Here is a 23,971-nt window from a genome sequence, read left to right as displayed (position 1 = left end):
GGGGAGTCCCATAGGATGCCGGCGAAAACTCCCTCCATGGTCAAGAAGCAGACGGGCGGCTGGCTCGAATCCACCAAGACCGTGGTCTATGCGGGGCTGATCGCCATCGGCATCCGCACCGTCGCGTTCGAACCCTTCAACATCCCCTCCGGCAGCATGATCCCGACGCTGCTGGTGGGCGACTACCTCTTCGTGTCCAAGTACAGCTACGGCTATTCGCGGCATTCCATGCCCTTCAGCCCGAACCTGTTCCAGGGCCGCATCTTCGGCAGCCTGCCCGCGCGCGGCGACGTGGCCGTGTTCAAGCTGCCGCGTGACAATTCGACCGACTACATCAAGCGCATCGTCGGCCTGCCGGGCGACCGCGTGCAGGTCCGCAACGGCGTGCTGCACCTGAACGGCCAGCCCGTGCGCCGCGAACTCATCGGCCCCTACACGGTGGAGGGCGATGGCCCCCGCATCGTGGTGCGCGAATACCGTGAGTTCCTGCCGCCGCAGCCCGGCGTCGAGCCGCATGTCCACAACATCCTCGAGATGTCGGACGACCAGATCTACGACAACACCCCTGAGTTCCGGGTGCCCGAGGGCCATGTCTTCGCCATGGGCGACAACCGGGACAACAGCCTGGACAGCCGCGAACAGCGCAACGGCGTCGGCTTCGTGCCGGTCGAGAACCTGGTCGGCCGGGCGGAATTCATCTTCTTCTCCGTCGATGGCTCCGCCCGCTTCTGGGAGTTCTGGGCCTGGCCGACCGCCATCCGCTGGAGCCGTCTGTTCAGCGCCGTCCGGTGACTTTCTCGAGTGATGACCCCGTCGCGGCGCTGGCGGCACGGCTGCCGCACCGCTTCGACAAGCCCGAGCTTCTGCTGCACGCCCTGACGCATCGCTCCGCCGCCGATCCGAAGCGGTCGATGCTGGATTCGAATGAGCGGCTGGAGTTCGTGGGGGACCGCGTGCTGGCCCTCGTCATGGCCGAATGGCTGGCGGAGCGCTTCCCGAAGGAACGGGAAGGGGACCTCGGCAAGCGCCTGGCCGTGCTGGTGGCGCAGGATGCGCTGGCGCGCGTGGCCGTCACGCTCGGCGTGGCCGCGGCGCTGCGGGTGACCCCGAATGAGGAGAAGTCCGGCGTCCGCCACCGCCCCTCCGTCCTTTCGGATGCGCTGGAGGCGGTGCTGGGGGCCATCTACCTCGATGGCGGGCTGGAACCGGCGCGGGCGCTGATCCGCCGCGAATGGGATGCGGCGCTGGAAGCCCCGGTTAAGCCGCCCTCCTCACCCAAGTCGCGCCTGCAGGAATGGACGCTGGGGCGCGGGCTCGGCCTGCCGGAATACCTGGCCGTGTCATCGTCCGGCCCGTCACACCACCCGGTCTTCACCGTGCGCGCGATCGCGGCGGGGAAGGAGGCCGAGGGCCAGGGCGAGAACAAGCGCGCGGCCGAACAGGCCGCCGCCGAGCGGCTTCTGCAACTGCTGGGGGCCAGATGAGCAATACGACCGAACTACCCCCGACCCGCTGCGGCCTGGTCGCCATCGTCGGCGCGCCCAATGCCGGCAAATCGACCCTGGTGAACGCGCTGGCGGGCACCAAGGTCACCATCGTCTCCCCCAAGCCGCAGACCACGCGCTTCCGCATCCGCGCCGTGGTGATGGAAGGCCGGGCGCAGATCATCCTGGTGGACACGCCCGGCATCTTCGCGCCGCGCCGGCGGCTGGACCGCGCGATGGTCGCCGCCGCCTGGGGCGGCGCGCAGGATGCCGACCTGTCGGTCCTCATCGTCGATGCCCGCGCCGGGCTGACGGATGAGGTCCGCGCCATCGCGGAGAAGCTGAAGGGCGGCGGCCGCAAGCTGATGCTGCTGCTCAACAAGGCTGATCTGGTTGACCCCCCTCGGTTGCTGCCGCTGTCGAAGGAATTGAACGACATCGTCCCCTTCGCGGAGACCTTCATGGTCAGCGCGCTGAAGGGCAGGGGGCTCGATCGCGTGAAGGCGGTGCTGGCGAACAACCTGCCGGAAGGCCCCTACCTGTTCCCGGAGGACGACCTCTCCGACCTGCCGCAGCGCATGCTGGCCGCCGAGATCGTGCGGGAGCAGGTGCTGCGCCAGACGCATGAGGAAGTGCCCCACCACGCCACGGTCGAGACCGAGACCTGGCAGGAACGCAAGGATGGCAGCGCGCGGATCGAGGTGACGATCTACGTCACCCGCGCCACCCAGAAGGGCATCCTGATCGGCGATGGCGGGGCCAAGGTGAAGTCGATCGGCCAATCCGCGCGGCGGGAGCTGGAGGCGCTGCTGGAACGGCGCATCCACCTCTTCATCAACGTCAAGGAACGCGCGGGCTGGGACGAGGAAGGCGGCCGCATCCGGGCGCTGGGGCTCGACGACCAGGGGTGATTTCCCGCCGCCGTGTCGGATCGGCCACTAAAACCACTAAGCGGCTTTAGCCGATTATGCCGATTAGGTGCATTTAGTCGCGGTTCGCGCGGGGCGATTTGGGACAAATTCACGTCCCCGCCGCGGTGCGGGGCGCAGGGCGCAAAGGGGGTTCGTGGCCCAGGGAACATAGGCGAAACATGGGCCGCCGGTCCACTCTTTTCCGCCGTCAGCGCCGCCCGCCGGGGTTGCGCCACGCCGCCGCGATCCGCCCGATCCGGTCCTCCACCGGCGCCGGAATCCCGCCGCCCGGCGCATCCCCGTTCCAGGCCCGCACCGGGCCGCTGTCCAGGTGCACGAAGCCGCGCCGGGGATAGAGGCCGACGCCACCACGCCCGAGGCCCAGCGCCAGCCCACCCACCTGCTGGATGCGCGCGGACGCGACTTCCAGATCGATCGCGCCGGCGCGGAGGTGCTGGCTGTCCCCGGCCCCATGCACCGCCGCGTTGATCGCCGGCGTCCGGTAGCCAGACCGCACCACCAGCGGGCCCGACAGCCCCGCCGCCTCCGCCACATCGGCCAGGATGCCGAGCGCGGCGGCATCGAAGGGGCGCGGACGGATGGCGGCGCTGTCCGCCAGCACGGCCGAGAGTTCGACCATCGCCCCGGGATCGGGATCGGCGCCGTCATGCCAGGGGCCGTCGAATCGCGCCCCGGTATGGGAATGGCGCAGCGCCAGGCGGCGGGGCGAGCCAGCGCGCAGGCGCGGGGCGGCCAGGGTGAACACCCCGGCCAGCAGGATCAGGCGTCTCTTCATGCCGGGGATAAGCGCGGGGGCGGCGGATCGCGCCGCCCGATCACGCCCATGGCACCGGCTGGCCGCTCACGATGCGCGGCGCGGTCCACGCTTGCCCCGGCCTCCGCGATGTGGAACCCCATCCCTCATGGAATGGGATGCCCCCGCCGTGATCCTCGACGTCCGCCCCCATGGGGAGGGCGGCGCCATCGTCTCCGTCATGACGGAGCAGCACGGCCGCCACGCGGGCCTGGCCAAGGGCGGCACCTCCCGCGGCCAGGCGGCGCTGTGGCAGCCGGGGAACCTGGTGGAGGCCCGCTGGGTCGGGCGGCTGGCCGACCAGCTCGGCGCGATGAGCGCGGAGATGGTCCACCCCGCCGCGGCGCTGGCCATGGAGGACCCGCTGGCGCTGGCCGCGCTGCGCGCCGCCTGCGCCGTGGCGGAAGGCGCGCTGCCGGAACGGGAGGCCCATCCCCGCATCTTCCACGGCCTGGTGGCCTTCGTCGCGACGCTCGCCCGCGACACCGCCCTCGCCCTTCCCGACCTGGTGCGGTGGGAGGCCGACCTGCTCACCGAACTCGGCTACGGCCTGGACCTCGCGCGCTGCGCCGTCACCGGGGGCACGGAGGACCTGGCCTTCGTCTCGCCCCGCAGCGGCCGGGCGGTGTCGGAGCCCGCCGCCGGCGAATGGCGGGACCGGCTGCTGCCGCTGCCGCGATTCCTGCTGGGGCAGGGGCCGTCCTCCGCCGCCGACTGGGCGGCGGGGCTGAAGCTCACGGGGCATTTCCTGGCGCGCGACGTCTTCGGCGTGCAGCACAAGGGCCTGCCCGCGGCGCGCGACCTGCTGCTGGATCGCGTCGCCGCCGGCTGAGTCATGCGGTATGTGCTGCCCGGGGAAGCCCCCGGCGCAATGCCTCCCGCCTTGTGGAACATCCTTCCCCGGGCGACCCTTCCGCGATGCGAAGCATCCCCCGCGCGGCCATCCCCATCCTGATCGCGGCGGCACTCGCCCTCGCGCTCGCCAACGGCATGCGCCAGAGCCTCGGCCTGTTCCTGCAACCCGTGACCAAGGACCTCGGCATCGCGGTCGCCGACTTCACGCTCGCCATCGCCGCGCAGAACCTGGCCTGGGGCATCGCCCAGCCCTTCGCCGGCGCCGTCGCCTCCCGCTTCGGATTCCGGCCGACCATGCTGGCCGGGGGCGTCACCTACGCCACGGGACTGGCGATCTTCGCGCAGGCCGAGGGCACCTTCGCCATCATGGTCGGCGCGGGGCTGCTGATCGGCATCGCACTCGCAGCCACGGCCTCCGGCATGGCGATGGCCGTCGCCTCCCGCCCCGTGCCCAACGCGGCGCGCAGCACGGTGCTCGGCCTGGTCTCCGCCCTCGGCTCCACCGGGCCACTGATGGCCGCGCCGATCGCGCAAGGGCTGATGGACGCCTTCGACTGGCGCGCGGGCCTCATCGGCCTGGTGCTGCTCTCACTCTGCCTGCTGCCGGCCGCCTGGATCGCGGGGCGGGTGGATTCCATGCCCGTGCCCCCGGCGCGAGGCGGCAACACCTCCGCCCTCGTCGCCGCGCGCGCCGCCTTCCGCAACGGACCCTTCCTGGTGATGGCCGGCGCCTATTTCGTCTGCGGCCTGCAACTGGTCTTCCTGACCACGCACCTGCCCTCCTACCTCGTGATCTGCGGGATGGACCCGATGCTCGGCGCCACCGCGCTCGGCGTCATCGCCGCTTTCAACGTGGTCGGCAGCCTGTTCTTCGGATGGGCCGGCGGGCGCTGGTCCAAACCCCTCCTCCTCGGCCTGATCTACGTCACCCGATCCCTCGTGCTGGGCTGGTACTTCGCCATCCCACCCAGCCCCACCTCCACCCTCGTCTTCGCCGCCATCATGGGATTCCTGTGGCTCGGCGTCGCACCGCTGATCTCCGGCGCGGTGGTCGAGATGTTCGGCCTGCAATGGCAAGCCATGATCCAAGGCTTCGCCTTCGCCAGCCACCAACTCGGCAGCTTCACCGGAGCACTCGGCGGCGGCCTGATCTTCGACGCCATGGGATCCTACACCCTGGCCTGGCAAGCCGGCGTCGCCATGGGCCTCACCGCCGGCACCCTGCAAATCCTGGCGGCCATCCCCCGCGGCCCGAAGGCGAACCCCGCGCCGGCGTGACGCCGGGGGGGGGGCGCGGCGGTGGCCCCTGGGGAAAGGGCTCCGCCCCTTCCCCAGACCCCTTCCCCGCCAAGGGGCAGCGGCCCCTTGGAATCCATGAGATCGGGGGATGGAGGGAGGGGCACGGCGCGACCGCTTGGCCGGATCGCGCGCTGTGCCCCTCCCTCCATCCCCCGATAACCTCGCGGTCCAGGGTCCCGCTGGACCCTGGCGCGGGAGAGGTCCGGAGAGGGGCGCGCAGCCCCTCTCCGGGGTTACCCACCCGCGCCCACCCCCGGGCGTCACACCCCTGCGAAGGGTTCGTCCACGCTCCGCGCGGGTTCGGTCAGCCAGGAGGCGCCGGTGGGGGTGATGGCGATGTGGTCTTCCAGGCGGATGCCGAATTCGCCGTAGATGGCCATGGTGGGCTCGATGGAGCCGGTGTTGCCGGGGGCGAGGGGTTGGGTGTTGCCGCCGACGAAGTAGGGGGCTTCGTGGACGTCCATGCCGATGCCGTGTCCGGTGCGGTGGGGCAGGCCGGGGACCTTGTAGCCGGGGCCGAAGCCGGCGGCGGTGATCACGCCGCGGCAGGCGTCGTCGATGGCGGCGCAGGGGGCGCCGGGTTTCGCGGCGGCGAAGCCGGCGGCCTGGGCGCGCTTGGTCAGGTCCCAGATCTCGCGTTGGCGGGGGGTGGGGGTGCCGAAGACGTAGCTGCGGGTGATGTCGGAGACGTAGCCATGGAGGGGCGCGCCGACGTCCACGAGGACGACGTCGCCGTCCTTGAGCGTTTGCGGATAGGGCACGCCGTGCGGGTAGGCGGAGGGTTCGCCGAACAGCACGATGGAGAAGGAGGGGCCGGCGTCGAAGCCGGCCTTGGCGTGGGCGGCGGCGAGGAAGGCGGCGACGTCGGTGGTGGTGACGCCGGGTTGCAGGGCGCGGGCGGCGGCGGCCTGGATGCGGAGTGTCATCCCCATGGCCTGGCGCAGCAGCGCGATCTCGTGGTCCGATTTCTGTTCGCGCAGGTGGCTTGTGACGGGCTTGCTGGCGATGAAGTGGTGGTTCGGCAGGGCCGCGCGCATCCCTTCCGCGACGAAGACGCGCGCCATGTCATCGAGTGCGACCGTGCCGCCGGTGATGTCGGCGCCGCGCAGGATGTCGCTGAACAGCGCGTAGGGGTCCTGGTCTTCCTCCCAGCCCAGCACCTCACCGGGCAGGAGGAGCATGGTCTTGAGGCGCTCGACCTCGAATTCCGGGCAGAGATAGGTGAGGGGGCCGCGGACGGGGAGGACGGCGCCGACGGGGCGTTCGGACTGGCCGTGCTTGAGGCCCGTCAGCCAGGTGAGGTTCGTGGTGCCGTCGAGCCAGAGGGCGCTGATGCCGAGTTCGGCCATGCGCGCCTGCGCGAGGGCCACGCGCTTCGCGTGATCCTCCGCGCCGATCGGGGGCACGGCGTCCCGTTCGTTCCTGATGGTGGCCAGTTCGGTGGCGAAATCCGATCCGCCGACGCCGATGGTCATGCCTGGTTCTCCAGTTCCTCGCGCAGCATTTCCAGCCGCAGCCATTCCTCTTCCGCCGCGTCGCGTTCCGCCTGCTTCTTCGCGAGGAGGTTGGTGCGGGCGGCGAAGCCGGCGGGGTCGCGCGTGTAGAGTTGCGGGTCCGCCAGCGCCTTCTGCAACGCCGCCATTTCCCGTTCCAGCAGGGCGATACGGTCGGGCAGCGTTTCCAGCGCGTGCTTGTCCTTGAAGGACATTTTCGCCTTGGCCACCGCGCGCGGCGCTTCGGTGGTGCCGTTTTCGCGCGCCGTTGCCGCGGCCACGGCCGCCGCGCGGGCCTGCACGCCGCGGCCGCGCTGCGCGACCATGTCGGAATAGCCGCCGGCATAGTCCTGCCAGCGGCCATCGCCCTCATAGGCGATGACATTGGTGGCGACGCGGTCGAGGAAGTCTCGGTCGTGGCTGACGACGATCACGGTGCCGCCGTAATCCGCGAGCAGTTCCTGGAGCAGGTCGAGGGTTTCGAGGTCGAGGTCGTTGGTGGGTTCGTCGAGGACGAGAAGGTTCGATGGCGTCGCCAGTGCGCGCGCGAGCAGCAGGCGGCCCCGTTCTCCGCCGGACAGCGCGCCGACGGGGGTACGCGCCTGTTCGGGCAGGAAGAGGAAGTCCTTCATGTAGCCGATGACGTGCTTCGCCTCGCCGCCGATGCGGATCACGTCGCCCGATCCGCCCGTCAGCGCGGATTGCAGGGTTGTCGTCGGGTCCAGGCTTTCGCGCTTCTGGTCCATCGTCACCATCTGCAGCGCGGTGCCGAGCTTGATGGTCCCGCTATCCGGGGCCAGCACGCCGGTCAGCATGTTGAGCAGCGTGGTCTTGCCCGCGCCATTGGGGCCGACGATGCCGACGCGGTCGCCGCGCATGATGCGGGTGGAGAAATCCACCACCACCGGCTTCTGGTCGCCAAACTTCTTGTTCACGCCCTCGGCCGAGGCGACGAGCGTGCCGGAGCCTTCGCCCTCCGCCGCCGCCATCTTCACCTGGCCGGGCGCGGTGACGCGTTCCTTGCGACGCTTGCGGAGTTCATGGAGGCCGGCCAGGCGCTTCACATTGCGCTTGCGCCGCGCGGTGACGCCGTAGCGCAGCCAGTGTTCCTCCCGCACGATCTTGCGGGAGAGCTTGTGCGCCTGCTGTTCCTCATCCTCCAGCACCTGGTCGCGCCAGGCCTCGAACTGGGAGAATCCCTGTTCCAGGCGGCGGGTGGTGCCGCGGTCCAGCCAGACCATGGCGCGGGACAGGCGTTCCAGGAATCGCCGGTCGTGGCTGATGAGGACGAGGGCGCTGCGGAGCTGGCCGAGCTCCCCTTCCAGCCATTCGATGGCGGGCAGGTCCAAATGGTTGGTGGGTTCGTCCAGCAGCAGGATGTCGGGCTCCGGCGCCAGCGCGCGGGCCAGCGCCGCACGGCGGGCCTCGCCGCCGGACAGCCGGCCGGGCTCCTCCTCCCCGGTCAGGCCGAGGCCCTCCATCAGCATCCGCGCGCGGTGCGGGTCATCGCCCGGGCCGAGGCCGGACATGACATAGGCGCCGGTGGTGGCATGGCCGCCGAGGTCGGGTTCCTGCGGCAGGTAGCGGATGGTCGAACCCGGCTGGATGAAGCGCGTGCCGGCATCGCAATCGATGATCCCTGCCGCGATCTTCAGCAGGGTGGATTTCCCGGACCCGTTCCGCCCGACCAGCGCCACGCGATCCCCCGGCGCGACGGCGATCTCCGCGCCATCCAGCAGCTGGGTGGAACCGAGGCGGAGCTTGACGTCGCGGAGGTGCAGCAGGGGGGGAAGGGCCATGGGCGTGGGATGGGGGCGGCGGGTGGCGCCGTCAAGCGTGCGGGCTTGCCCACGCGGCATCGCGGTGGTGCGGAAGTTGCTTGACCTTGATCGGCCGGCGCGATGCGTGTCGGATCAGGAACGACGCCGCCTGACGTTGCGCCGACCCCGGAAGGACCTCCCCCATGCGCCGCCGCAGCCTTCTCGCCGCCCCCCTGGCCACCCTCGCCACCCCCGCTTTCGCGCAAGGCGCCTGGCCCTCGCGCCCCGTCCGCATCATCTCCTCCTCGCCGCCGGCCGGGGCTTCCGACATCCTCTCCCGCACTATCGCGGCGGCGCTGCAGGAACAGACCGGCCAGTCCTTCCCGGTGGAGAACCGGCCGGGGGCAGGGGGGGTGATCGGGTCCGACTTCGTCGCGAAATCGGCCCCCGATGGCTACACCTGGCTGACGACGAATGTCGGCCCGCAGGCCATCTTCCGCGAACTCGTGCGCAACATGCCCTACGACACGCGCAACGATTTCCGCCACGTCACCATCATCGGCACGCTGCCCGTCGTGCTCATCATCAACAAGGACCTGCCCTTCCGGACGCTCGCGGATTACGTCGCGGCGGCGAAGGCGCGGCCGGGCGCGATCAATTTCGGCTCCGGCGGCAACGGCACGCTGCATCACCTGACGGCGGAGCTGCTGAAATCCGCCGCCGGCATCGACATCACCCATGTGCCTTATCGCGGCGCGCAGGCGGCGACGGCCGATGTGCTGGGCGGGCGGATCGAGGGGATGATCGACAGCCTCCCCTCCGCCGCCGTGCATATCCGCAGCGGCAATGTCCGCGCGCTGGCGGTGTCCTCCGCGAACCGCAACAGCGCCTTCCCGGAGATCCCGACCTTCGCCGAATCCGGCTACCCCAGCGTCGTCACCACGAACTGGTTCAGCATCGCGGGGCCGGCGCGGGTGCCGGAGGAGATCATCCAGGCCATGTACGCCCAGCTCAAGCGGGCGCTGGACAGCGCGCCGGTGCGCGAACGCCTGGCCAGCATCGGCGTCGATCCGGGCGGCGACACCCCCGAGGTGACCCAGCGCTACATCCATGGTGAAATCGACCGATGGGGTGAGGTCGTTCGCCGCACCGGCGTGACAATGGATTGAACACGGCAATGACGACGTCCGCGGAACAGGCGGTGATGAACACCGCCGTGATCGACCATGCCTGGTCGCTGGTGGAGTGTTTCTCCGCCATGCGGCGGCAGGACCCGGGGGAGGCCGCGGCGGCGGGGGAGGAGATCGCGCGGCGGCTGGCGGCGCTGGGCCTGCCCGTCACGGTGCACCGGCCGCGTCTGTATCTCGCGGTGCCGAGGGACGCGCATGTGACGCTCGGCGGGCAGCGCTTCCGCGCGCGGCCGGCGCAGCTGGCGCAGACGGCGCCCGGCGGGCTGGCGGCGAAGCTGGTCTTCGTGGAGAACCCGATCGGCCCGCCGGCGGGCTGGACACCAGGGACGGCGGCGCTGTTCGGGGACGGATACGATCCCGCGCCGGGCGTGCCCGACGTGACGGGGAAGATCGTGCTGTTCCGCGGCATGATCCTGGCGGAGAAGATCCTGCATTTCGCGGCGCTCGGCGCCGCCGGTGTCATCGCGGTGAATCCCGGCCCCGACATGCACTGGGGCAGCGGCAGCGCCATCTGGGGCACGCCCGACCTGGATGACCTGCCCGCCCGCACCCCCATCCCCGGCTGCGCCGTCAGCAAACCCGATGGCGATGCGCTGATCGCCGCGGCGTCGCGCGGCGACTCCGCCACGCTGACCACGGTGGTGGAGGAAGGCTGGTTCGACCAGGTGCTGCCGGAGGTGCGCATCCCCGGGCAGGAGCCCGATTTCGCGCTGCTGCACGGGCATTACGACAGCTGGGATGTCGGCGTTGGCGACAACGCCACGGGCGATGCCTGCATGCTGGAAGTGGCGCGCGTGATCCATGCCAACCGCCAGCATCTGAAGCGCGGCGTGCGCATCTGCTGGTGGCCGGGCCATTCCACTGGGAAGTTCGCCGGCAGCACCTGGTATGCCGATGAATTCGCGCGCGACCTGGCGCGGCATTGCGTCGCCCACATGAACTGCGACAGCCCCGGCTGCCGCGACGCGACGGACTATCCCACCATTCCCTGGATGGCGGAGAACCGCGCCTTCGTCACCGATGCGGTGCGGGATGCGACGGGCAAGGTCGCGGGCGGCAAGCGGCCGACGCAATCAAGCGATTTCTCCTTCAACAACCTCGGCATCTCCGGCTGCTTCTCCGCCTCCTCCCGCATCCCGAAGGAGGAGGTGGAGCGGCGCGGCTGGTATTTCGTCATGGGCAATGGCGGCAACACCGCCTGGCACACGGATCGCGACCAGATGGAGGTCGCGGACCCCGGCGTGCTGCTGACCGATATCCGCCTCTATGCGCTGGCGCTGTTCCGGCTGGCGACGCTGCCGGCGGTGCCGCTCGACCCCGGCGCGCTGGTGGCGGATCTGCAAGGGCATCTCGCGCGCTATGCGAAGGCGGCGGGGGATCGCTTCGACCTCTCCCCGGCCGCCCGCGCCTTCGACGGGCTGGCCGCGAAGCTCGCGGCCTTCGAGGCCACGAACACCGATCCCGCCCTCGCGACCCGCACGCGGCTCGCGGTGCTGCGCCAGTTCGTGCCGCTCGACTACGTCAGGGGCACGCGCTACCGCCGCGACATCGGCCTGCCGGCGCCGCCGCTGACGCACCTGGCCGTGGCGGCGGAGCTGGATCGCTACCCGCCCGCGGCGCTGGGCTTCGCCACCACCAGCCTGAAGCGGGGCCTCAACCACGTGCTGGCCGCGGTGGAGGCGGCGGCGGAGGCCATTCCGTGACCGAGACCTACGGCGCCCACGCCAATCGCGACCTGCTGCTGCGCATACCCCTGGATGCGCGGCTGGTGCTGGATGTCGGCGCCGGCGCCGGCGCGCTCGGTGCCGCCTATCGTCGCCGCAACCCCACCGCGCGCCTGGTGGCGATCGAGCCGGATGAGGCGCTGGCCGCGGAGGCCGCGCGCCACTACGACGCGGTGCATCGCCTGGATATCGAGGCCGCGCCGCCGCCCATCGAGCCCGGCACGCTGGATGCGCTGGTGATGGGCGATGTGCTGGAACATCTGCGCGACCCCTGGGCCGTGCTGAAGCGGGATGCCGGGCTGCTGGCGCCCGATGGCGTGCTGCTGGCCTGCATCCCCAATGTCGAGCACTGGTCCTTCGCCGCCCGCCTGCTGACGGGCCAGTGGCGCTATGACCAGACCGGCCTGTTCGACCGCACCCATCTCCGCTGGTTCACGCGCAGCGGGATGAAGGAGGCGCTGGAAGGTGCGGGGCTGGTGCCGCTGGAAGCGGCGCCGCGCAGCTTCGCGACGGAACAGGCGGAAGCCTTCGCGAAGCAGATGGAGCCCGCGCTGCGGGCGCTCGGCGTCGATCCCGCGGATTGGCTGCGCCGCAGCGCGCCCTTGCAGTATGTCTGGCGCGCGGTGCGGGTGGCGCCGAAGCCGATGGTGGTGGTGGCGCGCACCCTGAAGCCGGTCGGCGGCGTCAATGATGTGCGCGTGCTGGAACCCTTCGCCGCCATCGCGACGCGCCCCGGCATCGTCACCCGCGCGGGCATGGAGGCCACGGTCCCGAAGCTCGATCCCGGCATCCCGCGCATCCTGATCCTCCAGCGCCGGCTGCTCGATAACCCGGAGGCGCCGGCCTATCTCCGCGCGCTGCGCGCGACGGGCGCCGTGCTGGTGCAGGAATTCGATGACGATCCCGCGCATTGGCCCTCCATCGCCGCCTCCGGCAGCGTCGCCTTCCGCGGCGTCCATGCGGTGCAGACCTCGACGGTGCCGCTCGCCGCGCTGCTGCGCGACCTCAACCCGGAAGTCGCGATCTTCCCCAATGCGCTGACCGCGCTGCCGGAGCCCTGCAACTTCACGAACCCCGCGCGGATGACGTTGTTCTTCGGCGCCATCAACCGCGAAGCCGATGTCGCCCCCTTCATCCCCGCGCTGAACCAGGCGCTGGCGGAGGCCGAGGGTCGCCTCTCCATCGCGGTGATGCATGACCGCCGGACCTATGAGGCGCTGGACACGCCGCACAAGGCCTTCGCGCCGCTCGCCAGCTACGCCGATTACCGGACCGCCATGGGGCGCTGCGAGCTGGCCTTCCTGCCGCTGGCCGATACCCGCTTCAACCGGATGAAGTCGGATCTGAAGGCGGTGGAGGCCGGGGGCCATCGCCTCTGCTGCCTCGCCAGCCCGACGGTCTATGAGGGCAGCGTCCGGGATGGGGAGACGGGGCTGATCGTCCGGTCGCCGGACAACCTGCTGCGGTCGCTGCGTGCGCTGGTCGCCGACCCTGACCGTGCGCGGGCCATGGCGGATGCCGCGCATGGCTGGGTGAAGCGGGAACGCCTGCATGCCCACCAGGTCGCCACCCGGATTGCCTGGTACCGGAGCCTGTGGGATCGCCGCGCGGAACTGGATGCCGCGCTGCTGGAGAGGGTGCCGGCGGTGGGTTAGGGGGCTACCGCCCCCACTGCCATTCCATCGACACGCCGACGCGCTCCCCCGCCTCCCGGTCCCCGGTTTCCGCCTCCAGCCGGATGCGGGGCGTCAGGTCCACGCGGACGCCGACGCGGGATGATCCGCTATCCGTGCCCTGCCGCACGCCGACATAGACGCCGTCCGCGATGTAGCGCCCGGCTTCCAGCGTCGGGCCGTTGCGCTCCTCCGCATTCGTTGTCCGCGATGCGCTCTCTCCCCCGCCGCCGACGGCCAGACGGTCCAGCGCGAAGGTGCGGCGCAGGCGGTCCAGCACGCCGCTGGCACCCCCGCCCGCCACGCCGGTGGCGCCGACGATGGCCTGGGCGAGTTGCGCGCCCTCGAAGGGGCTGAGGTCGCTGACCGGGCGGTCGAAGAGCAGCCTGGCGAGCACCTCGTCCTGCGGCAGTTCCGGGGTGGAATTGAAGCCGATCACCGGCGCGTTGGGCGGCCCCGTCACCGTCGCGCGCACCGTGGTGCCCCCGGCCTGGCTGCTGCCCTCGAAATCCAGTTCCGGCAGCAGCCCGCCCTGGAAGTCGAGCCTGCCCCGCGTCAGCGTCAGCCGCCGCGCCAGCACGCTGATCTCGCCCCGGCGCAGCGCGATCTCGCCTGCGATGTCGGGCGCGTCCACCCGGCCGCCGACCTGCAAGGTGCCGCCGAGTTCCGCATCCACGCCGCGGCCGCGGACGAAGATGTTGCGCGGGGCTTCGACCCGCAGCGCCAGGGTGATGGGCGCGCCCGGTTCTTCCGGCGCGCGCCGTTCCCGGCGCGGCGGTGCGGGGCGGCCCGGCACGCGCCCCACCTCCGTTACGCTGCCCAGGCTGCGCACCGATCCCGGCAGCTGGTCCGGGATGCGGATGTCCATCCGCGCCACCCGGATCGGCCCCGCGATCTCCAGCCCCGTGCCGACCGCGCCGCGCAGCGTCACCTCGGCATCGAGCGTGGCGCGCACCAGGTCGCTGGCGACGGGCTGCGCCGCCTGTGCCCGCAGCACCAGGTCGACCGGGATGCCATCGGCCAGCGGATCGACGCTGCCCGCCAGCGTGAGGCGCCCCTGACCCGCCGTCCGCCCGGCCAGGTCCAACCGCAGCCGGCTGCCATCGGCGCGGATCGTGCCGCCGAGGTCGGTGAAGGCCACCCCCATCACGGCGTTGCGCCAGGACCCCGCCGCCAGCCGCGCCTCCCCGCCCAGCACGGGGGCGGCGAGCGTGCCGGAGGCCCGCAGCGCCACGGTCGCGCGACCGGCCACGCGATCCGCGCCCGCGGCCAGCAGCGGCCCCGCCAGCCCGCCGATATCGATGGTGCCGTCCAGCGCGCCCTCGATCCCGCCATTCGCCGCCAGCCGCCCCGTCGCGGTCAGGCGCGTCTGCGGGCCGAGGCTCGCGGTGCCGCGCAGCGTCGCCAGACCCGCCGCATCCCGCCGGATATCGGCTGTGACGTCGCCGGCCGGCAGCCCGCGCGTGGCCGCCGCCCGCAGCCCGGTGCCGCGCAGCGTCGCGGTGAGTTCGGGGGAAGCGACGCGGCCGGTGATGCGCGCTTCCGCCGTGACGCGCCCGGCGGGCTCCACGCCCGGGGCGAGGGGCGCCAGCGCGGCCAGGTCCGGCACGGCCAGCGTGGCCCGGATATCCGCGCGTTCCGGTCCCCAGCTTCCTTCCGCCCGCAGCGTCGCGCCCCGGCTGGCCGCCAGCGACAGCGCGCCGATCTCCACGCCGCCATCCGCCCGCAGGCCGATCCGCGCGGGGGCCGCCAGGCGGATCGTCTCCCCCCCCGTGGTGGCGCGCAGCACCGACAGCTCGATCCGCCTGGCACCTTCCGCCAGCGCCGTCAGCCGGCCGCGCAGCTCCGCGTCGATCTCCATGGCCCGGCCGGACAGGCGGAATTCGGCATCCGCGGCGGTGCCCGTGACCGTCGCGGCCAGGTCGCGGGCCTCCACGCCGGCGGCCAGCAGGCGCGGCGCGGTCAGCCGCGCTTCCAGGTGCTGCGCGCCGTCCCGGGCGGTGCCGATCGCCTCCAGCCGGATCGCCCCCGCCAGGGGCTGCCCGGCCGGGGCCGAGAGCGGCGCCAGGTCCGGCGCGGCGAGCGTCGCCTGGCCTTCGAAGACCGGCCCTGCGAGGGTCAGCCTGCCGGCGGCCTCCAGCGTCATCGGCCCGAGCCGGGCGGTGGCGGCGCGCAGCCGCAGCGCACCGTCGCCGTCCGGGCTGCCTTGCAGGTTGAGCGCCAGGGGCAGGCCCTGGAAGCGGCCTTCCAGCGTTGCCGCCACGCTGGGCAGGGTGGCGGGCGTCGCGACCCGTGCCTCCAGCGTCAGCGCTTCCAGCACCTGCCCCGCGGCTTCCAGCCGGTCGGAGGCCGCGGTCACGGCCAGGGTGGGGTTCGCAGCCTCCCCGGTCGCGGTGCCGGACAGCCGCAGCGCACCGGCCACGCCCGGCACGGCGCCCTCCGCCGCCGCCACATCGGCGGCGAAGCGCAGGTCGAGCATGGTGCCGGCCAGGCCCGAGACTTCCGCCCGCAGGGCCGCGCCCGTCACCGTCAGCAGCGCGATCCGGTCGGGCAGCGTGGCGCGCAGCGAGGCGCGCGGCGCCGGGCCAAGCAGGGCGGAAACGGGCGCGATGCTGGAGGAAAATCCCTCCGGCGCCAGGGTCACGTCGAGGGTCGGCGCGGCCATCGGGCCTTCCGCCTTCACGGTGGCCTCCAGCGCGGACCAGCCGATGGGCGCGCCGGCCAGGAGAGGGGCGAAGACCTCGCTGCCGGCCAGGGCGATCCGCGCCTCCGCGCTGATGGTGCGGCCATCGGCCAGGATGCGGCCCGCGGCCTCCGCCACCCCGGCCCGGCCCGCGATGCGCAGCGCCGCCAGGTCCGTGGCCCCATCGGGCATCCGCGCGCCGCGCAAGGCGATGTCGAGCGGCCCGGCCAGAGGCGACTCCAGCAGGCCGGAGGCATCCAGCCGCCCGGTGATGTCGAGGCCGAGCCGTGTGGTGTCCGGCGCGCGGATCGTGCCGTCCAGCACCGCCGACAGGCCCGGCCCGGCATCGGCCCGCAGCGACAGCGCCGCGCCCTCCGCCGGGCCATCCAGCGTCAGGTCCAGCGACGGCGCGCGGCCCACGAGGCCCGCGAGGCGCGCCACCGGCCCGCCCGCCGCGCCGCGCAGGGTGACGCGGGCCGACAAGCGCCCGCTGCCGGGGCGGAGCGAGGCTTCGAGCCCGACCGTATCCTCCGCGCCGATCGCGTTCACATCCAGCGCGGCTGTAAGCCCCCGGGGATCGAGCCGCGCATTGCCCGCGAGGCGCAGCGCGGCCGCTTCCCCCGCGAGGGCGGGGCCGATCTCGATCCGCGCGACCTCCAGCCGGTCCAGCCGGATGCCGAGAGGCAGTTCCGGCAATTCGGGAATCAACGGGCCGGGCGGTTCCGGGGGCGCGGGATCGGGCCCCGCTTCCGGCAGGCGGTGCAGCGCGACGCGATCCGCGGCCAGCAGCGTGACATGCGCCTGCCGCCCCAGCAGGGCCAGCGGGTCCCAGGCCAGGCGCGCGCCCTCGACCTCCAGCCACACGCCCTGGGAATCCGCCATCGTCACGCGGGCCAGCGCCAGGCGGCCGGGCAGGGGGCCTTCCAGCCCTTCCAGCGCCAGCCCCGGCACCTGCGCGGCGACCAGCGCCGCGATGCGCGCGCGGCCGCCTTCGCTGTTGGCGTAGAGCAGCGCGCCGCCCACGGCCACCAGCGGCAGCAGCAGCAGCGCCAGCAGCACGCCGCCCGCGCGGCGCAGCCAGCGCAGGCGGCGGCGGGGCGGGGCGGCGGTGGCCTTGACCTCAGAAGGCCTGGCCAAGACCGACATAGATGCCGTAGCCGGCATCCCCTTCCTGCTTGTTCAGCGGCACCGCCACATCCAGCCGCACCGGGCCGATCGCCGTCGCGTAGCGCACGCCCAGCCCGGCGCCGAGCCGCACCTCGCTGAAGGATGGCGTCTCCCGCTGCCCGACGCTGCCGGCATCCAGGAAGGCCACCATGCCGAGATTGCCGCGCAGGCGCTGGCGCAGCTCGACCGATCCCTCCACCAGCGAAGACCCGCCATCCGGCCGGTTGCGCGAATCCCGCGGGCCGATGGACTGGTAGCTGTAGCCGCGGACGGACCCGCCGCCGCCGGCATGGAAGCGCTTGTCCAGCGGCACCGCCCGGTCCGCCCCCACCAGGCTGCCTAGCGTGCCGCGTAGCGCCACCACGGACCCGCCATCGCGGGTGAAATCGTAGTAGGTCCGCAGCGTGCCGAGTGCCCGGATGAAGCCGCCGCCCTCCGCCACGTCGGCATAGGGCGTCATCGTCGCGCTGGCCCGGAAGCCCTGGCGGGGGTCCAGCAGATTGTCCGTGCCGTCATACCGCGCGCCGAGCACCCAGCCCGCCAGCTGGAATTCCTGCCAGTTGCCGTCGCGCCCGATCCGCCCCGTCTCCAGGCTCGGCCCGGTCTGCAGCACCCAGCGTTCGCCGAAGGGGCGTTCCAGCAGGGCGGAGGCCACCAGCGCATCGCGGTCATAGGCTTCCAGCCTTTCCCGCACCGCGGCCACTTCCGCCACCAGCGTGGTGCGGCCATCCATCAGCCCGGGGCGCCGCAGATTGGCGGCGATGCGGCTGTTCACATCCTCCGTGCCGCCCCCGGCGCCGAGGCGGGAGACCGTCGCCTCCAGCCGCAGCCGCTCCGCATTGCCGAAGGCGTTGCGGCGTTCGTAGTAGACGCTGCCGGAGGGGCCGTAATTCGTCTCATAGCTCAGGTTGAAGCCGGCCGCGTTGCGCGGGCGGTCGTTCAGCGTGAAGGTCACGGGCAGGGCGCCGGTTTCGTCCAGCCGCTGCGCCGCGCGCACCCGCACGCTGTCGAAGGCCCCGAGCGCCATCAATTCGCGCCTGGTGCGTTCCTGCGTGGCGGGGGCGTAGGGCTGGCCGGCCAGGCGCCCGGCGATGCGGCCCGTCAGGGCGCGGGAGACGGCACTGTCGCCTGCGATCAGGGGCGGCGCGAAGCGGGCGGCGGGGCCGGGGGCGAGGGTCCAGGTGACGTCCATGGCCTGCGCCTCATGGTCCACCACCACGTCGCGTTCCACCACCGCGGCCAGCGGGTGGCCGGCCCGGCGCAGGCGGTCGATCAGGTCGGATTCGGCATCCAGCACCGGGGCGGATCGCGCGGGATCGCCGGCGGAGAGGCCCTGGGGTTCGCCCAGCGCCGCCACGGCGGGCGCTTCCGCCGCCGTCGCGGGGCGCAGCGCGATGCGGCGCAGCGTGTAGCGCGGGCCGGGGGCGGGGCGGACCTCCACGGGTACGGGATCGCCGGCGGGGCGCGCGGCCAGGCGTTCCGCGAGGCCCGGGGTCGTGGCGGGCTGGCCATCGACCAGCACCGTGGCCTCCGCCGCCCAATAACCCTCGGACCGGAAGACATCGTCCAGCAAACGCGGTTCCGCCAGGGCGCGGGCCACCAGGCCGAAGCCATCCACCGGCGCTTCCTCCGCCAGGCGACGCAGGCGGGAGGCATCGGCCAGGGCACCGTCCAGCCCCTCCACGCCGCTCGGCGCGATGGTGGTGGCATAGGGGATGCCGGCCTGGTCCTGCGCCGCCGCCGGCCCGGTGAAAAGCAGCATCGACAGCAGGAGGGCGACCGGGGTGTGGTGTCTCACGATGTCCTAGCGCCGCGGAGGGCTGGTGGTTCGGGCCGGGCAGGCCGGGATGTCGCTTGTGCCCAAGATGGATGCATCGGGGGTGGAGCCTGGCATGCGAAGCGGCTACCACTATGACATGGACACCGCATTCGCCGACACGCTCACGGCCTGGCGCCGCCACCTCCATGCCCATCCGGGGCTGACGCTGCAGGAAGGCGACACCGCCGCCTTCGTCGTGGCGAAGCTGCGGGAGATGGGGGTGGAGGAGATTACCGCCGGTTTCGCGGGCCATGGCGTGGTGGCGACCTTGCGGCGGGGCGGCGGAACCGGGGGCGGCAATCGCAGCGTGGGCCTGCGCGGCGACATGGACGCGCTGCCGATCCAGGAGATGAATGACGGCCTGCCCCATCGCAGCACCATCCCCGGGGTGATGCATGCCTGCGGGCATGACGGGCACACCACGGCGCTGCTGGGCGCGGCCAGGCTGCTGCTGGCGGACCCGGGCTGGTCGGGCACCGTCCACCTGGTGTTCCAGCCCGCGGAGGAAGGCGGCGGCGGCGCCATCGGCATGGTGCAGGAAGGGCTGTTCCAGCGCTTCCCGATGGACCGGATCTTCGGCTGGCACAATTGGCCGGGCCTGCCCGCGGGCACCATCGCGGTGCATGACAAGGCCGTGATGGCGGCCGGCGCGCGCTTCGACATCGTCTTCGACGGCCACGCCGCCCATGCCGCGCTGCCGCACCTGTCCCGCGACCCGATGGTGGCGGCGGGGCATTGCATCGTCGCCCTGCAATCCGTGGTCGGCCGCAACGTGGACCCGCTGGCCGGCGGGGTGGTGAGCGTGACGATCGTGGAAGGTGGCGAGGCGCAGAACCAGATCCCCGCCCGCGTGACGCTGCGCGGCACCGCCCGCTGGCTGGCCGACAGCGCCGGCGTGACGATCAAGGACGGCCTGCACCGCGTGGCGCATGGCATCGCCGCGACCTGCGGCGTGGAGGCCGCGGTGAACTGGCGCCAGGGCGTGGAGGTCACGGCCAACCACCCGGCGGAACGGGACCTGGCCGCCGCCGCCGCCGCCGCCGTGGCGCCGCTGCGGCGCGACGTGCCGCCGGCCATGACCGGGGAGGATTTCTCCTGGTTCCTGAAGGAGGTGCCCGGCGCCTTCGTCTGGATCGGCAACGGCCCCGCCGAGAATGGGCGGGAGCTGCACAACCCCCGCTACGACTTCAACGACGAGGTCCTGCCGGTGGCGAGCGGCTTCCTGGCCGAGGTCGCGAAGCGGGCCCTGGCCGGCGGCTGATCGCGCCGGCACGGCCTGGAAGCCGTTTCGGCCCTCTGGCGTGAGAGGCGGCCGACCGGTCTGGCCGGCCCTGTCCGTCAGCCCCCCAGCACGCGCCCGAGCCAGGCGCCGCCCTCGCTCGCTGCCCGCCGCGCCGCCGCGACATGGTTCAGCGACCGCAGGAAGCCATGCGCCGTGCCGGGGAAGACCGTCTGCTCCACCGCCACCCCCGCGGCGCGGAGCGCATCGCCCATGGCGTAATTCTCCGACGCCAGCACATCGAGTTCGCTGATGTGCAGCAGGCAATCCGGCAGGCCGCGGAGGTCGGCGCGCAGCGGGCTCGCCAGCGGGTTCAGCCGGTCGGCGGCGCGGGGCAGGTAGCAGTCGAAGTAGAACCGCATCTTCTCCCGCGTCAGGAAATAGCCCTCCGCGAATTCCCGGTAGGAGGGCGTGTCGAGATCGGCGTCGAAGACCCCGTAGTTCAGCAGCAGGCCGCGGAGCTTCAGGGCCGGATCCGTCTCCCGCAGCAGCAGCGCGACGCCCATGGCGAGGTTGGCGCCCGCGCTGTCCCCGCCGATGACGATGCGGGCGGGGTCGAGGCCCCATTCGGCCCCGTGCTTCGCCACCCAGCGCACCACCGCCGCGCATTCCTCCAGCGCCTGCGGGAAGGCGGCTTCGGGGGAGAGCGCGTAGTCCGGCCCGATCACGGCGCAGCCGCCGCCGGCGGCGTATTCGCGCATCAGCCGGTCATGCGTGTCGATGCTGTTCCAGACGAAGCCGCCGCCATGGATGTAGACCAGCACGGGCAGGCCCGCCGCGGCGGTCGGCTTGTGGAGGCGGCATTGCAGGCGGCGGCCGCGCACCGGCAGCCAGCGGTCGCCCGATTCCGCCATGGCGGGGCCGCCGGCGGCGAGGGGAATGTTCAGCGCCTCCGTGATCGCCCGCGCCTCGTCCAGCGGCAGCGTCAGGGTGATGGGCGGCAGCTTCGCGCCCTCGGCCTCCATCAGCGACTGGAAGGCGAGCATTTCGGGGTCCCAGCGCGGGTCCGGTGCGGGCATGATGGCGTCCTGGTTTCCTCTGTGCCGTCATCGGAAGCGTTAACGCGCCATGCCGCAAGCCCCCGTCAGGCCCCCGACATCGTCGGTTGTGCCGGGCCCCCGGCCATGGCCATGCTGCGCCGCACCATGAGCCTCTCTACCACCCTGATCCGCCGCCCCGCCGGGCGATTCCATGAGGAAGCGCTGTACCGCCCGCGCTGCGTGGCGCTGGTGGCGGACCCCGCGCTGGCGATCTCCGCCGTGCTCGCCGCCAACCTGGCCGCGGGCGGCTTCAAGGGCAGCCTCTTCGCGGTCGGCATGGCGGCGGAGGGCCTGATGCCGGCGGGCTCCATCGCGGAATTGCCGGAGGTTCCGGACCTCGCCGTGCTGTCCCTGGCCCCGGAGGCGCTGGAAGGCGCCATGCTGGCGCTGGCGGCGCGGGGCTGCCACGCCGCCATCGTGCCGGGCCAGGCGCCGGACCTCATGGCGCTGTCGAAGCGGACGGGGGTGCGGGCGCTGGGGCAGGGCAGCTTCGGCGTCTGCGTGCCGGCGATCGGGCTGAATGCCTCGCTCTCGCATCTCACGCCCCGCTTGGGGAAGCTGGCGCTGGTCTGCCAATCCTCCGCCCTGGCCCGCGCCGTGCTGGATTGGGCGGAGGCCGAAAGCGTGGGCTTCAGCCATGTGATCGGCATCGGCGGCAATGCCGATCTCGGCTTTGCCCATGCGCTGGATTGGCTGTCGCGGGACCCCGGCACGGCGGCCATCCTGCTCGACCTCCGGCGCATCAAGAATCGCCGCGTCTTCATCTCCGCCGCCCGCGCGGCGGCGCGGAGCCGCCCGGTGGTGGCGATCCGCGCGGGCGGGCGGATGGACGATCCCTCCGGCGTCACCGATGCGGTGATGGAGGCCGCCTTGCGCCGCGCCGGCGTGCTGCGCGTCGCGGGGCTCGATGACCTGCTCTCGGCGGCGGAGACGCTGGCGCGCGTCAAGCTGAACCCCGCCGGCGGGCCGGGGGACCGGATCGCGGTGGTGGGGAACGCCACGGGACTCGGGCTGATGGCGGCCGATGCGGTGCTGGCCGGGGGCGCGCGGCTGGCGGAGTTGCCGGAGGCGGCGCTCTCGGCGCTTCGCATCGGCATCGGTGGCGGCTGGACGGGGCGGAACCCCATCACCCTCGGCCCCCGCGCCGGCACCACGCTGGGGGAGGCCGCTTCGATGCTGGCGGGGCTGCCGGAGGTCGATGCCGTCATCGCCGTCCATGCCCCTGTGCCGGGGGAGGATCCGGTGACGGTCGGCGCCGCGCTGTCCGCCGCCGCCCGCGCCACGCGGCGCGCGCCGGTGCTGGTGTGCTGGGCCGGGCAGCAGACGGCCGGCGCCCAGCGCGCGGCGCTGGCGGCCGCGGGCCTGGCGGTCTTCCCCACCCCCGAAGCGGCGGTGCGCGGCGCGCTGCACCTGCTGCATGACCGGCAGAACAGGGCGGCGGCGGCGGAATTGCCGGGCCGCCAGGTGCTGGCGCTGCGGCCCGACCGGGCCAGCGTCACCGCGCTCTTCGCCCGGGTGCGGGCGGAAGGGCGGCTTTCTCTGACGGAGGACGAGGCGCTGTCCGTCCTGGCGGCCTATGGCCTGCCGGTGGTGCAGGGGCGCGTGGCGCAGACGGTGGACCAGGCCGTCGCGGCCGCGGCGGGGCTGGGCTTTCCCGTCGTGCTCAAGCTCCGCAGCGCGGAGGTGGCGCGCAAGACGGAGATCGGCGGCGTCGCCCTTGGCCTGCGCAGCACCATCGCGGTGCGGGAAGCGGCGATGGCGATGATCGCGCGGGTGAAGGCGGAACGGCCGGGCGCGCGGCTTTCGGGCTTCCTGGTGCAGCGCCAGGCGATGCGGGCGCAGGAATTGCGGCTTCGACTCGGCGATGACCCGATGTTCGGCCCGCATATCGGCTTCGGCATGGGCGGCACCGCGGCCGATCTGCTGGAGGATGAAGGCTTCGACCTGCCGCCCCTGAACCACACTTTGGCCCGCGCCTTGATCGGCCGGACCCGGGCGGCCCGGCTGCTGGCGGGCTACCGGGACCACAAGCCGGTGGCGATGGAGGCGGTGGTGGAGGCGCTGGTCCGCCTGTCCCAGATCGCCATCGACTATCCGGAGGTCGCGACCATCGGCATCAACCCGCTGTTCGCCGATGCGGAGGGCGTGCTGGCGGTGGATGCGGCGCTCGATCTGCGCCCGGCGGGGGAGCGGGCGCTGCTGGCCGTGCCGCCCTATCCCGAGGAGTGGATGGCGCCCTGGCGCAGCCGGGGTGGGGAGGAATTGCTGGTCCGCCCGATACGGCCGGAGGATGCGGAAGCCCATGCCGCCTTCTTCCGGCGGCTGACGCCGGAGGACATCCGCTACCGCTTCTTCAGCCAGTTGCGGGAATTGCCGCGGGTGCAGATCGCCCGCATGACGCAGATCGACTACGACCGGGAGATGGCCTTTGTCGCCATCCGCCCCCTGGCCGATGGGGGGGAGGAGATGCTCGGCGTCTCCCGCCTCATCCGCGAGCCGGATGGGGAGACGGGGGAATTCGCCGTCGTCGTCGATGGCAGCATGAAGGGGCAGGGACTCGGCCGGGCGCTGATGCAGCGCCTGTTCGACTGGGCGCCGGAAGCCGGCATCCGCACCGTGGTCGGCAGCGTGCTGGCCGACAATGCGCCGATGCTGGCCTTCGTGAAATCGCTGGGATTCAGCGTGAAGCGCAGTCCCGAGGATGAGGATGTGGTGGAGGCGCGGCGCGCCGTGTGACGGTCTGCCGGATCATCCCGATACTGTTCAAGTTCTGGTGATAT

16 protein-coding genes are annotated in these 23,971 nt (G+C 72.7%); 10 read left to right on the top strand and 6 right to left on the bottom strand.

The window, feature by feature from the left end:
• The first annotated feature begins 36 nt into the window (after positions 1–36).
• Genes lepB through era form a run of 3 tightly spaced genes read left to right on the top strand, consistent with a single transcriptional unit; the run spans position 37 to position 2,395 of the window.
• Entirely contained in the window at positions 37–792 is a 756-nt protein-coding gene (gene lepB / locus BM041_RS20325; protein WP_092961734.1) for a signal peptidase I, read from the top strand.
• Positions 789–1,484, top strand: coding sequence for a ribonuclease III (gene rnc / locus BM041_RS31450; RefSeq protein WP_092961733.1), 696 nt, complete (start codon positions 789–791; stop codon positions 1,482–1,484). The genes lepB and rnc overlap by 4 nt, the downstream gene beginning before the upstream one ends.
• On the top strand, positions 1,481–2,395 hold the full coding sequence (gene era / locus BM041_RS20315) for a GTPase Era (protein ID WP_245762187.1): 915 nt from the start codon (positions 1,481–1,483) through the stop codon (positions 2,393–2,395). Before rnc ends, era begins: the two co-directional genes overlap by 4 nt.
• Positions 2,396–2,603: 208 nt before the next feature.
• Here the strand turns inward: era and BM041_RS20310 are convergent, their stop codons facing one another.
• Positions 2,604–3,191 carry a DUF882 domain-containing protein gene (locus tag BM041_RS20310; RefSeq protein WP_092961731.1) on the bottom strand — a complete coding sequence of 196 codons (588 nt, stop codon included), beginning with the start codon at positions 3,189–3,191 and terminating at the stop codon, positions 2,604–2,606.
• A 127-nt stretch (positions 3,192–3,318) separates the two neighbouring features.
• Between BM041_RS20310 and recO the strand changes: the two genes are divergently transcribed.
• A complete protein-coding gene (gene recO / locus BM041_RS20305) occupies positions 3,319–4,041 on the top strand; it encodes a DNA repair protein RecO (protein WP_092961730.1) in 723 nt (240 codons plus the stop codon).
• An 86-nt stretch (positions 4,042–4,127) separates the two neighbouring features.
• On the top strand, positions 4,128–5,342 hold the full coding sequence (locus tag BM041_RS20300) for an MFS transporter (protein ID WP_092961729.1): 1,215 nt from the start codon (positions 4,128–4,130) through the stop codon (positions 5,340–5,342).
• A 281-nt stretch (positions 5,343–5,623) separates the two neighbouring features.
• Here the strand turns inward: BM041_RS20300 and BM041_RS20295 are convergent, their stop codons facing one another.
• Entirely contained in the window at positions 5,624–6,838 is a 1,215-nt protein-coding gene (locus BM041_RS20295; RefSeq protein WP_092961728.1) for a M24 family metallopeptidase, read from the bottom strand.
• Positions 6,835–8,655 carry an ABC-F family ATP-binding cassette domain-containing protein gene (locus BM041_RS20290; RefSeq protein WP_092961891.1) on the bottom strand — a complete coding sequence of 607 codons (1,821 nt, stop codon included), beginning with the start codon at positions 8,653–8,655 and terminating at the stop codon, positions 6,835–6,837. Before BM041_RS20290 ends, BM041_RS20295 begins: the two co-directional genes overlap by 4 nt.
• Positions 8,656–8,819: 164 nt before the next feature.
• Here BM041_RS20290 and BM041_RS20285 point away from each other — a divergent pair, with 164 nt between their 5' ends.
• Genes BM041_RS20285 through BM041_RS20275 form a run of 3 tightly spaced genes read left to right on the top strand, consistent with a single transcriptional unit; the run spans position 8,820 to position 13,185 of the window.
• Positions 8,820–9,785 (top strand): Bug family tripartite tricarboxylate transporter substrate binding protein, encoded by a 966-nt coding sequence (locus BM041_RS20285; RefSeq protein WP_092961727.1) that lies wholly within the window; start codon positions 8,820–8,822, stop codon positions 9,783–9,785.
• An 8-nt stretch (positions 9,786–9,793) separates the two neighbouring features.
• Positions 9,794–11,509 carry a M28 family peptidase gene (locus BM041_RS20280; protein WP_092961726.1) on the top strand — a complete coding sequence of 572 codons (1,716 nt, stop codon included), beginning with the start codon at positions 9,794–9,796 and terminating at the stop codon, positions 11,507–11,509.
• Positions 11,506–13,185: a class I SAM-dependent methyltransferase gene (locus BM041_RS20275; protein WP_092961725.1), complete on the top strand. Its 1,680-nt coding sequence runs from the start codon at positions 11,506–11,508 to the stop codon at positions 13,183–13,185. Before BM041_RS20280 ends, BM041_RS20275 begins: the two co-directional genes overlap by 4 nt.
• Before the next feature lie 4 nt (positions 13,186–13,189).
• On the opposite strand, the gene BM041_RS20270 is transcribed toward BM041_RS20275, so the two are convergent.
• Both BM041_RS20270 and BM041_RS20265 read right to left on the bottom strand, forming a co-directional pair.
• The gene (locus tag BM041_RS20270; RefSeq protein WP_139226113.1) at positions 13,190–17,023 is read right to left on the bottom strand and encodes a translocation/assembly module TamB domain-containing protein; all 3,834 of its coding nucleotides are present in this window, start codon (positions 17,021–17,023) and stop codon (positions 13,190–13,192) included.
• On the bottom strand, positions 17,007–18,815 hold the full coding sequence (locus BM041_RS20265) for an autotransporter assembly complex protein TamA (RefSeq protein WP_092961723.1): 1,809 nt from the start codon (positions 18,813–18,815) through the stop codon (positions 17,007–17,009). Before BM041_RS20265 ends, BM041_RS20270 begins: the two co-directional genes overlap by 17 nt.
• A 154-nt stretch (positions 18,816–18,969) precedes the next feature.
• Here BM041_RS20265 and BM041_RS20260 point away from each other — a divergent pair, with 154 nt between their 5' ends.
• Positions 18,970–20,133 (top strand): amidohydrolase, encoded by a 1,164-nt coding sequence (locus BM041_RS20260; protein ID WP_092961890.1) that lies wholly within the window; start codon positions 18,970–18,972, stop codon positions 20,131–20,133.
• A gap of 77 nt (positions 20,134–20,210) precedes the next feature.
• Here the strand turns inward: BM041_RS20260 and BM041_RS20255 are convergent, their stop codons facing one another.
• Positions 20,211–21,170: an alpha/beta hydrolase gene (locus BM041_RS20255; protein ID WP_092961722.1), complete on the bottom strand. Its 960-nt coding sequence runs from the start codon at positions 21,168–21,170 to the stop codon at positions 20,211–20,213.
• Between the two features lie 126 nt (positions 21,171–21,296).
• Between BM041_RS20255 and BM041_RS20250 the strand changes: the two genes are divergently transcribed.
• Positions 21,297–23,927, top strand: coding sequence for a bifunctional acetate--CoA ligase family protein/GNAT family N-acetyltransferase (locus tag BM041_RS20250; RefSeq protein WP_092961889.1), 2,631 nt, complete (start codon positions 21,297–21,299; stop codon positions 23,925–23,927).
• The last annotated feature ends 44 nt before the right edge of the window (positions 23,928–23,971 follow it).

The sequence above is a fragment of the Falsiroseomonas stagni DSM 19981 genome (assembly GCF_900114315.1).
Taxonomy (GTDB): Bacteria; Pseudomonadota; Alphaproteobacteria; order Acetobacterales; family Acetobacteraceae; genus Falsiroseomonas; species Falsiroseomonas stagni.
This window is presented reverse-complemented; position numbering and strand designations above follow the sequence as displayed.

Bases quoted from the DNA above. Each gene is read 5' to 3' on its own strand.
- lepB (WP_092961734.1), top strand. From the start codon at position 37: ATGGTCAAGAAGCAGACGGGCGGCTGGCTCGAATCCACCAAGACCGTG.
- era (WP_245762187.1), top strand. From the start codon at position 1,481: ATGAGCAATACGACCGAACTACCCCCGACCCGCTGCGGCCTGGTCGCC.
- BM041_RS20310 (WP_092961731.1), bottom strand. From the start codon at position 3,191: ATGAAGAGACGCCTGATCCTGCTGGCCGGGGTGTTCACCCTGGCCGCC.
- recO (WP_092961730.1), top strand. From the start codon at position 3,319: ATGGAATGGGATGCCCCCGCCGTGATCCTCGACGTCCGCCCCCATGGG.
- BM041_RS20300 (WP_092961729.1), top strand. From the start codon at position 4,128: ATGCGAAGCATCCCCCGCGCGGCCATCCCCATCCTGATCGCGGCGGCA.
- BM041_RS20295 (WP_092961728.1), bottom strand. From the start codon at position 6,838: ATGACCATCGGCGTCGGCGGATCGGATTTCGCCACCGAACTGGCCACC.
- BM041_RS20290 (WP_092961891.1), bottom strand. From the start codon at position 8,655: ATGGCCCTTCCCCCCCTGCTGCACCTCCGCGACGTCAAGCTCCGCCTC.
- BM041_RS20285 (WP_092961727.1), top strand. From the start codon at position 8,820: ATGCGCCGCCGCAGCCTTCTCGCCGCCCCCCTGGCCACCCTCGCCACC.
- BM041_RS20280 (WP_092961726.1), top strand. From the start codon at position 9,794: ATGACGACGTCCGCGGAACAGGCGGTGATGAACACCGCCGTGATCGAC.
- BM041_RS20265 (WP_092961723.1), bottom strand. From the start codon at position 18,815: ATGCTGCTTTTCACCGGGCCGGCGGCGGCGCAGGACCAGGCCGGCATC.
- BM041_RS20260 (WP_092961890.1), top strand. From the start codon at position 18,970: ATGGACACCGCATTCGCCGACACGCTCACGGCCTGGCGCCGCCACCTC.
- BM041_RS20255 (WP_092961722.1), bottom strand. From the start codon at position 21,170: ATGCCCGCACCGGACCCGCGCTGGGACCCCGAAATGCTCGCCTTCCAG.
- BM041_RS20250 (WP_092961889.1), top strand. From the start codon at position 21,297: ATGAGCCTCTCTACCACCCTGATCCGCCGCCCCGCCGGGCGATTCCAT.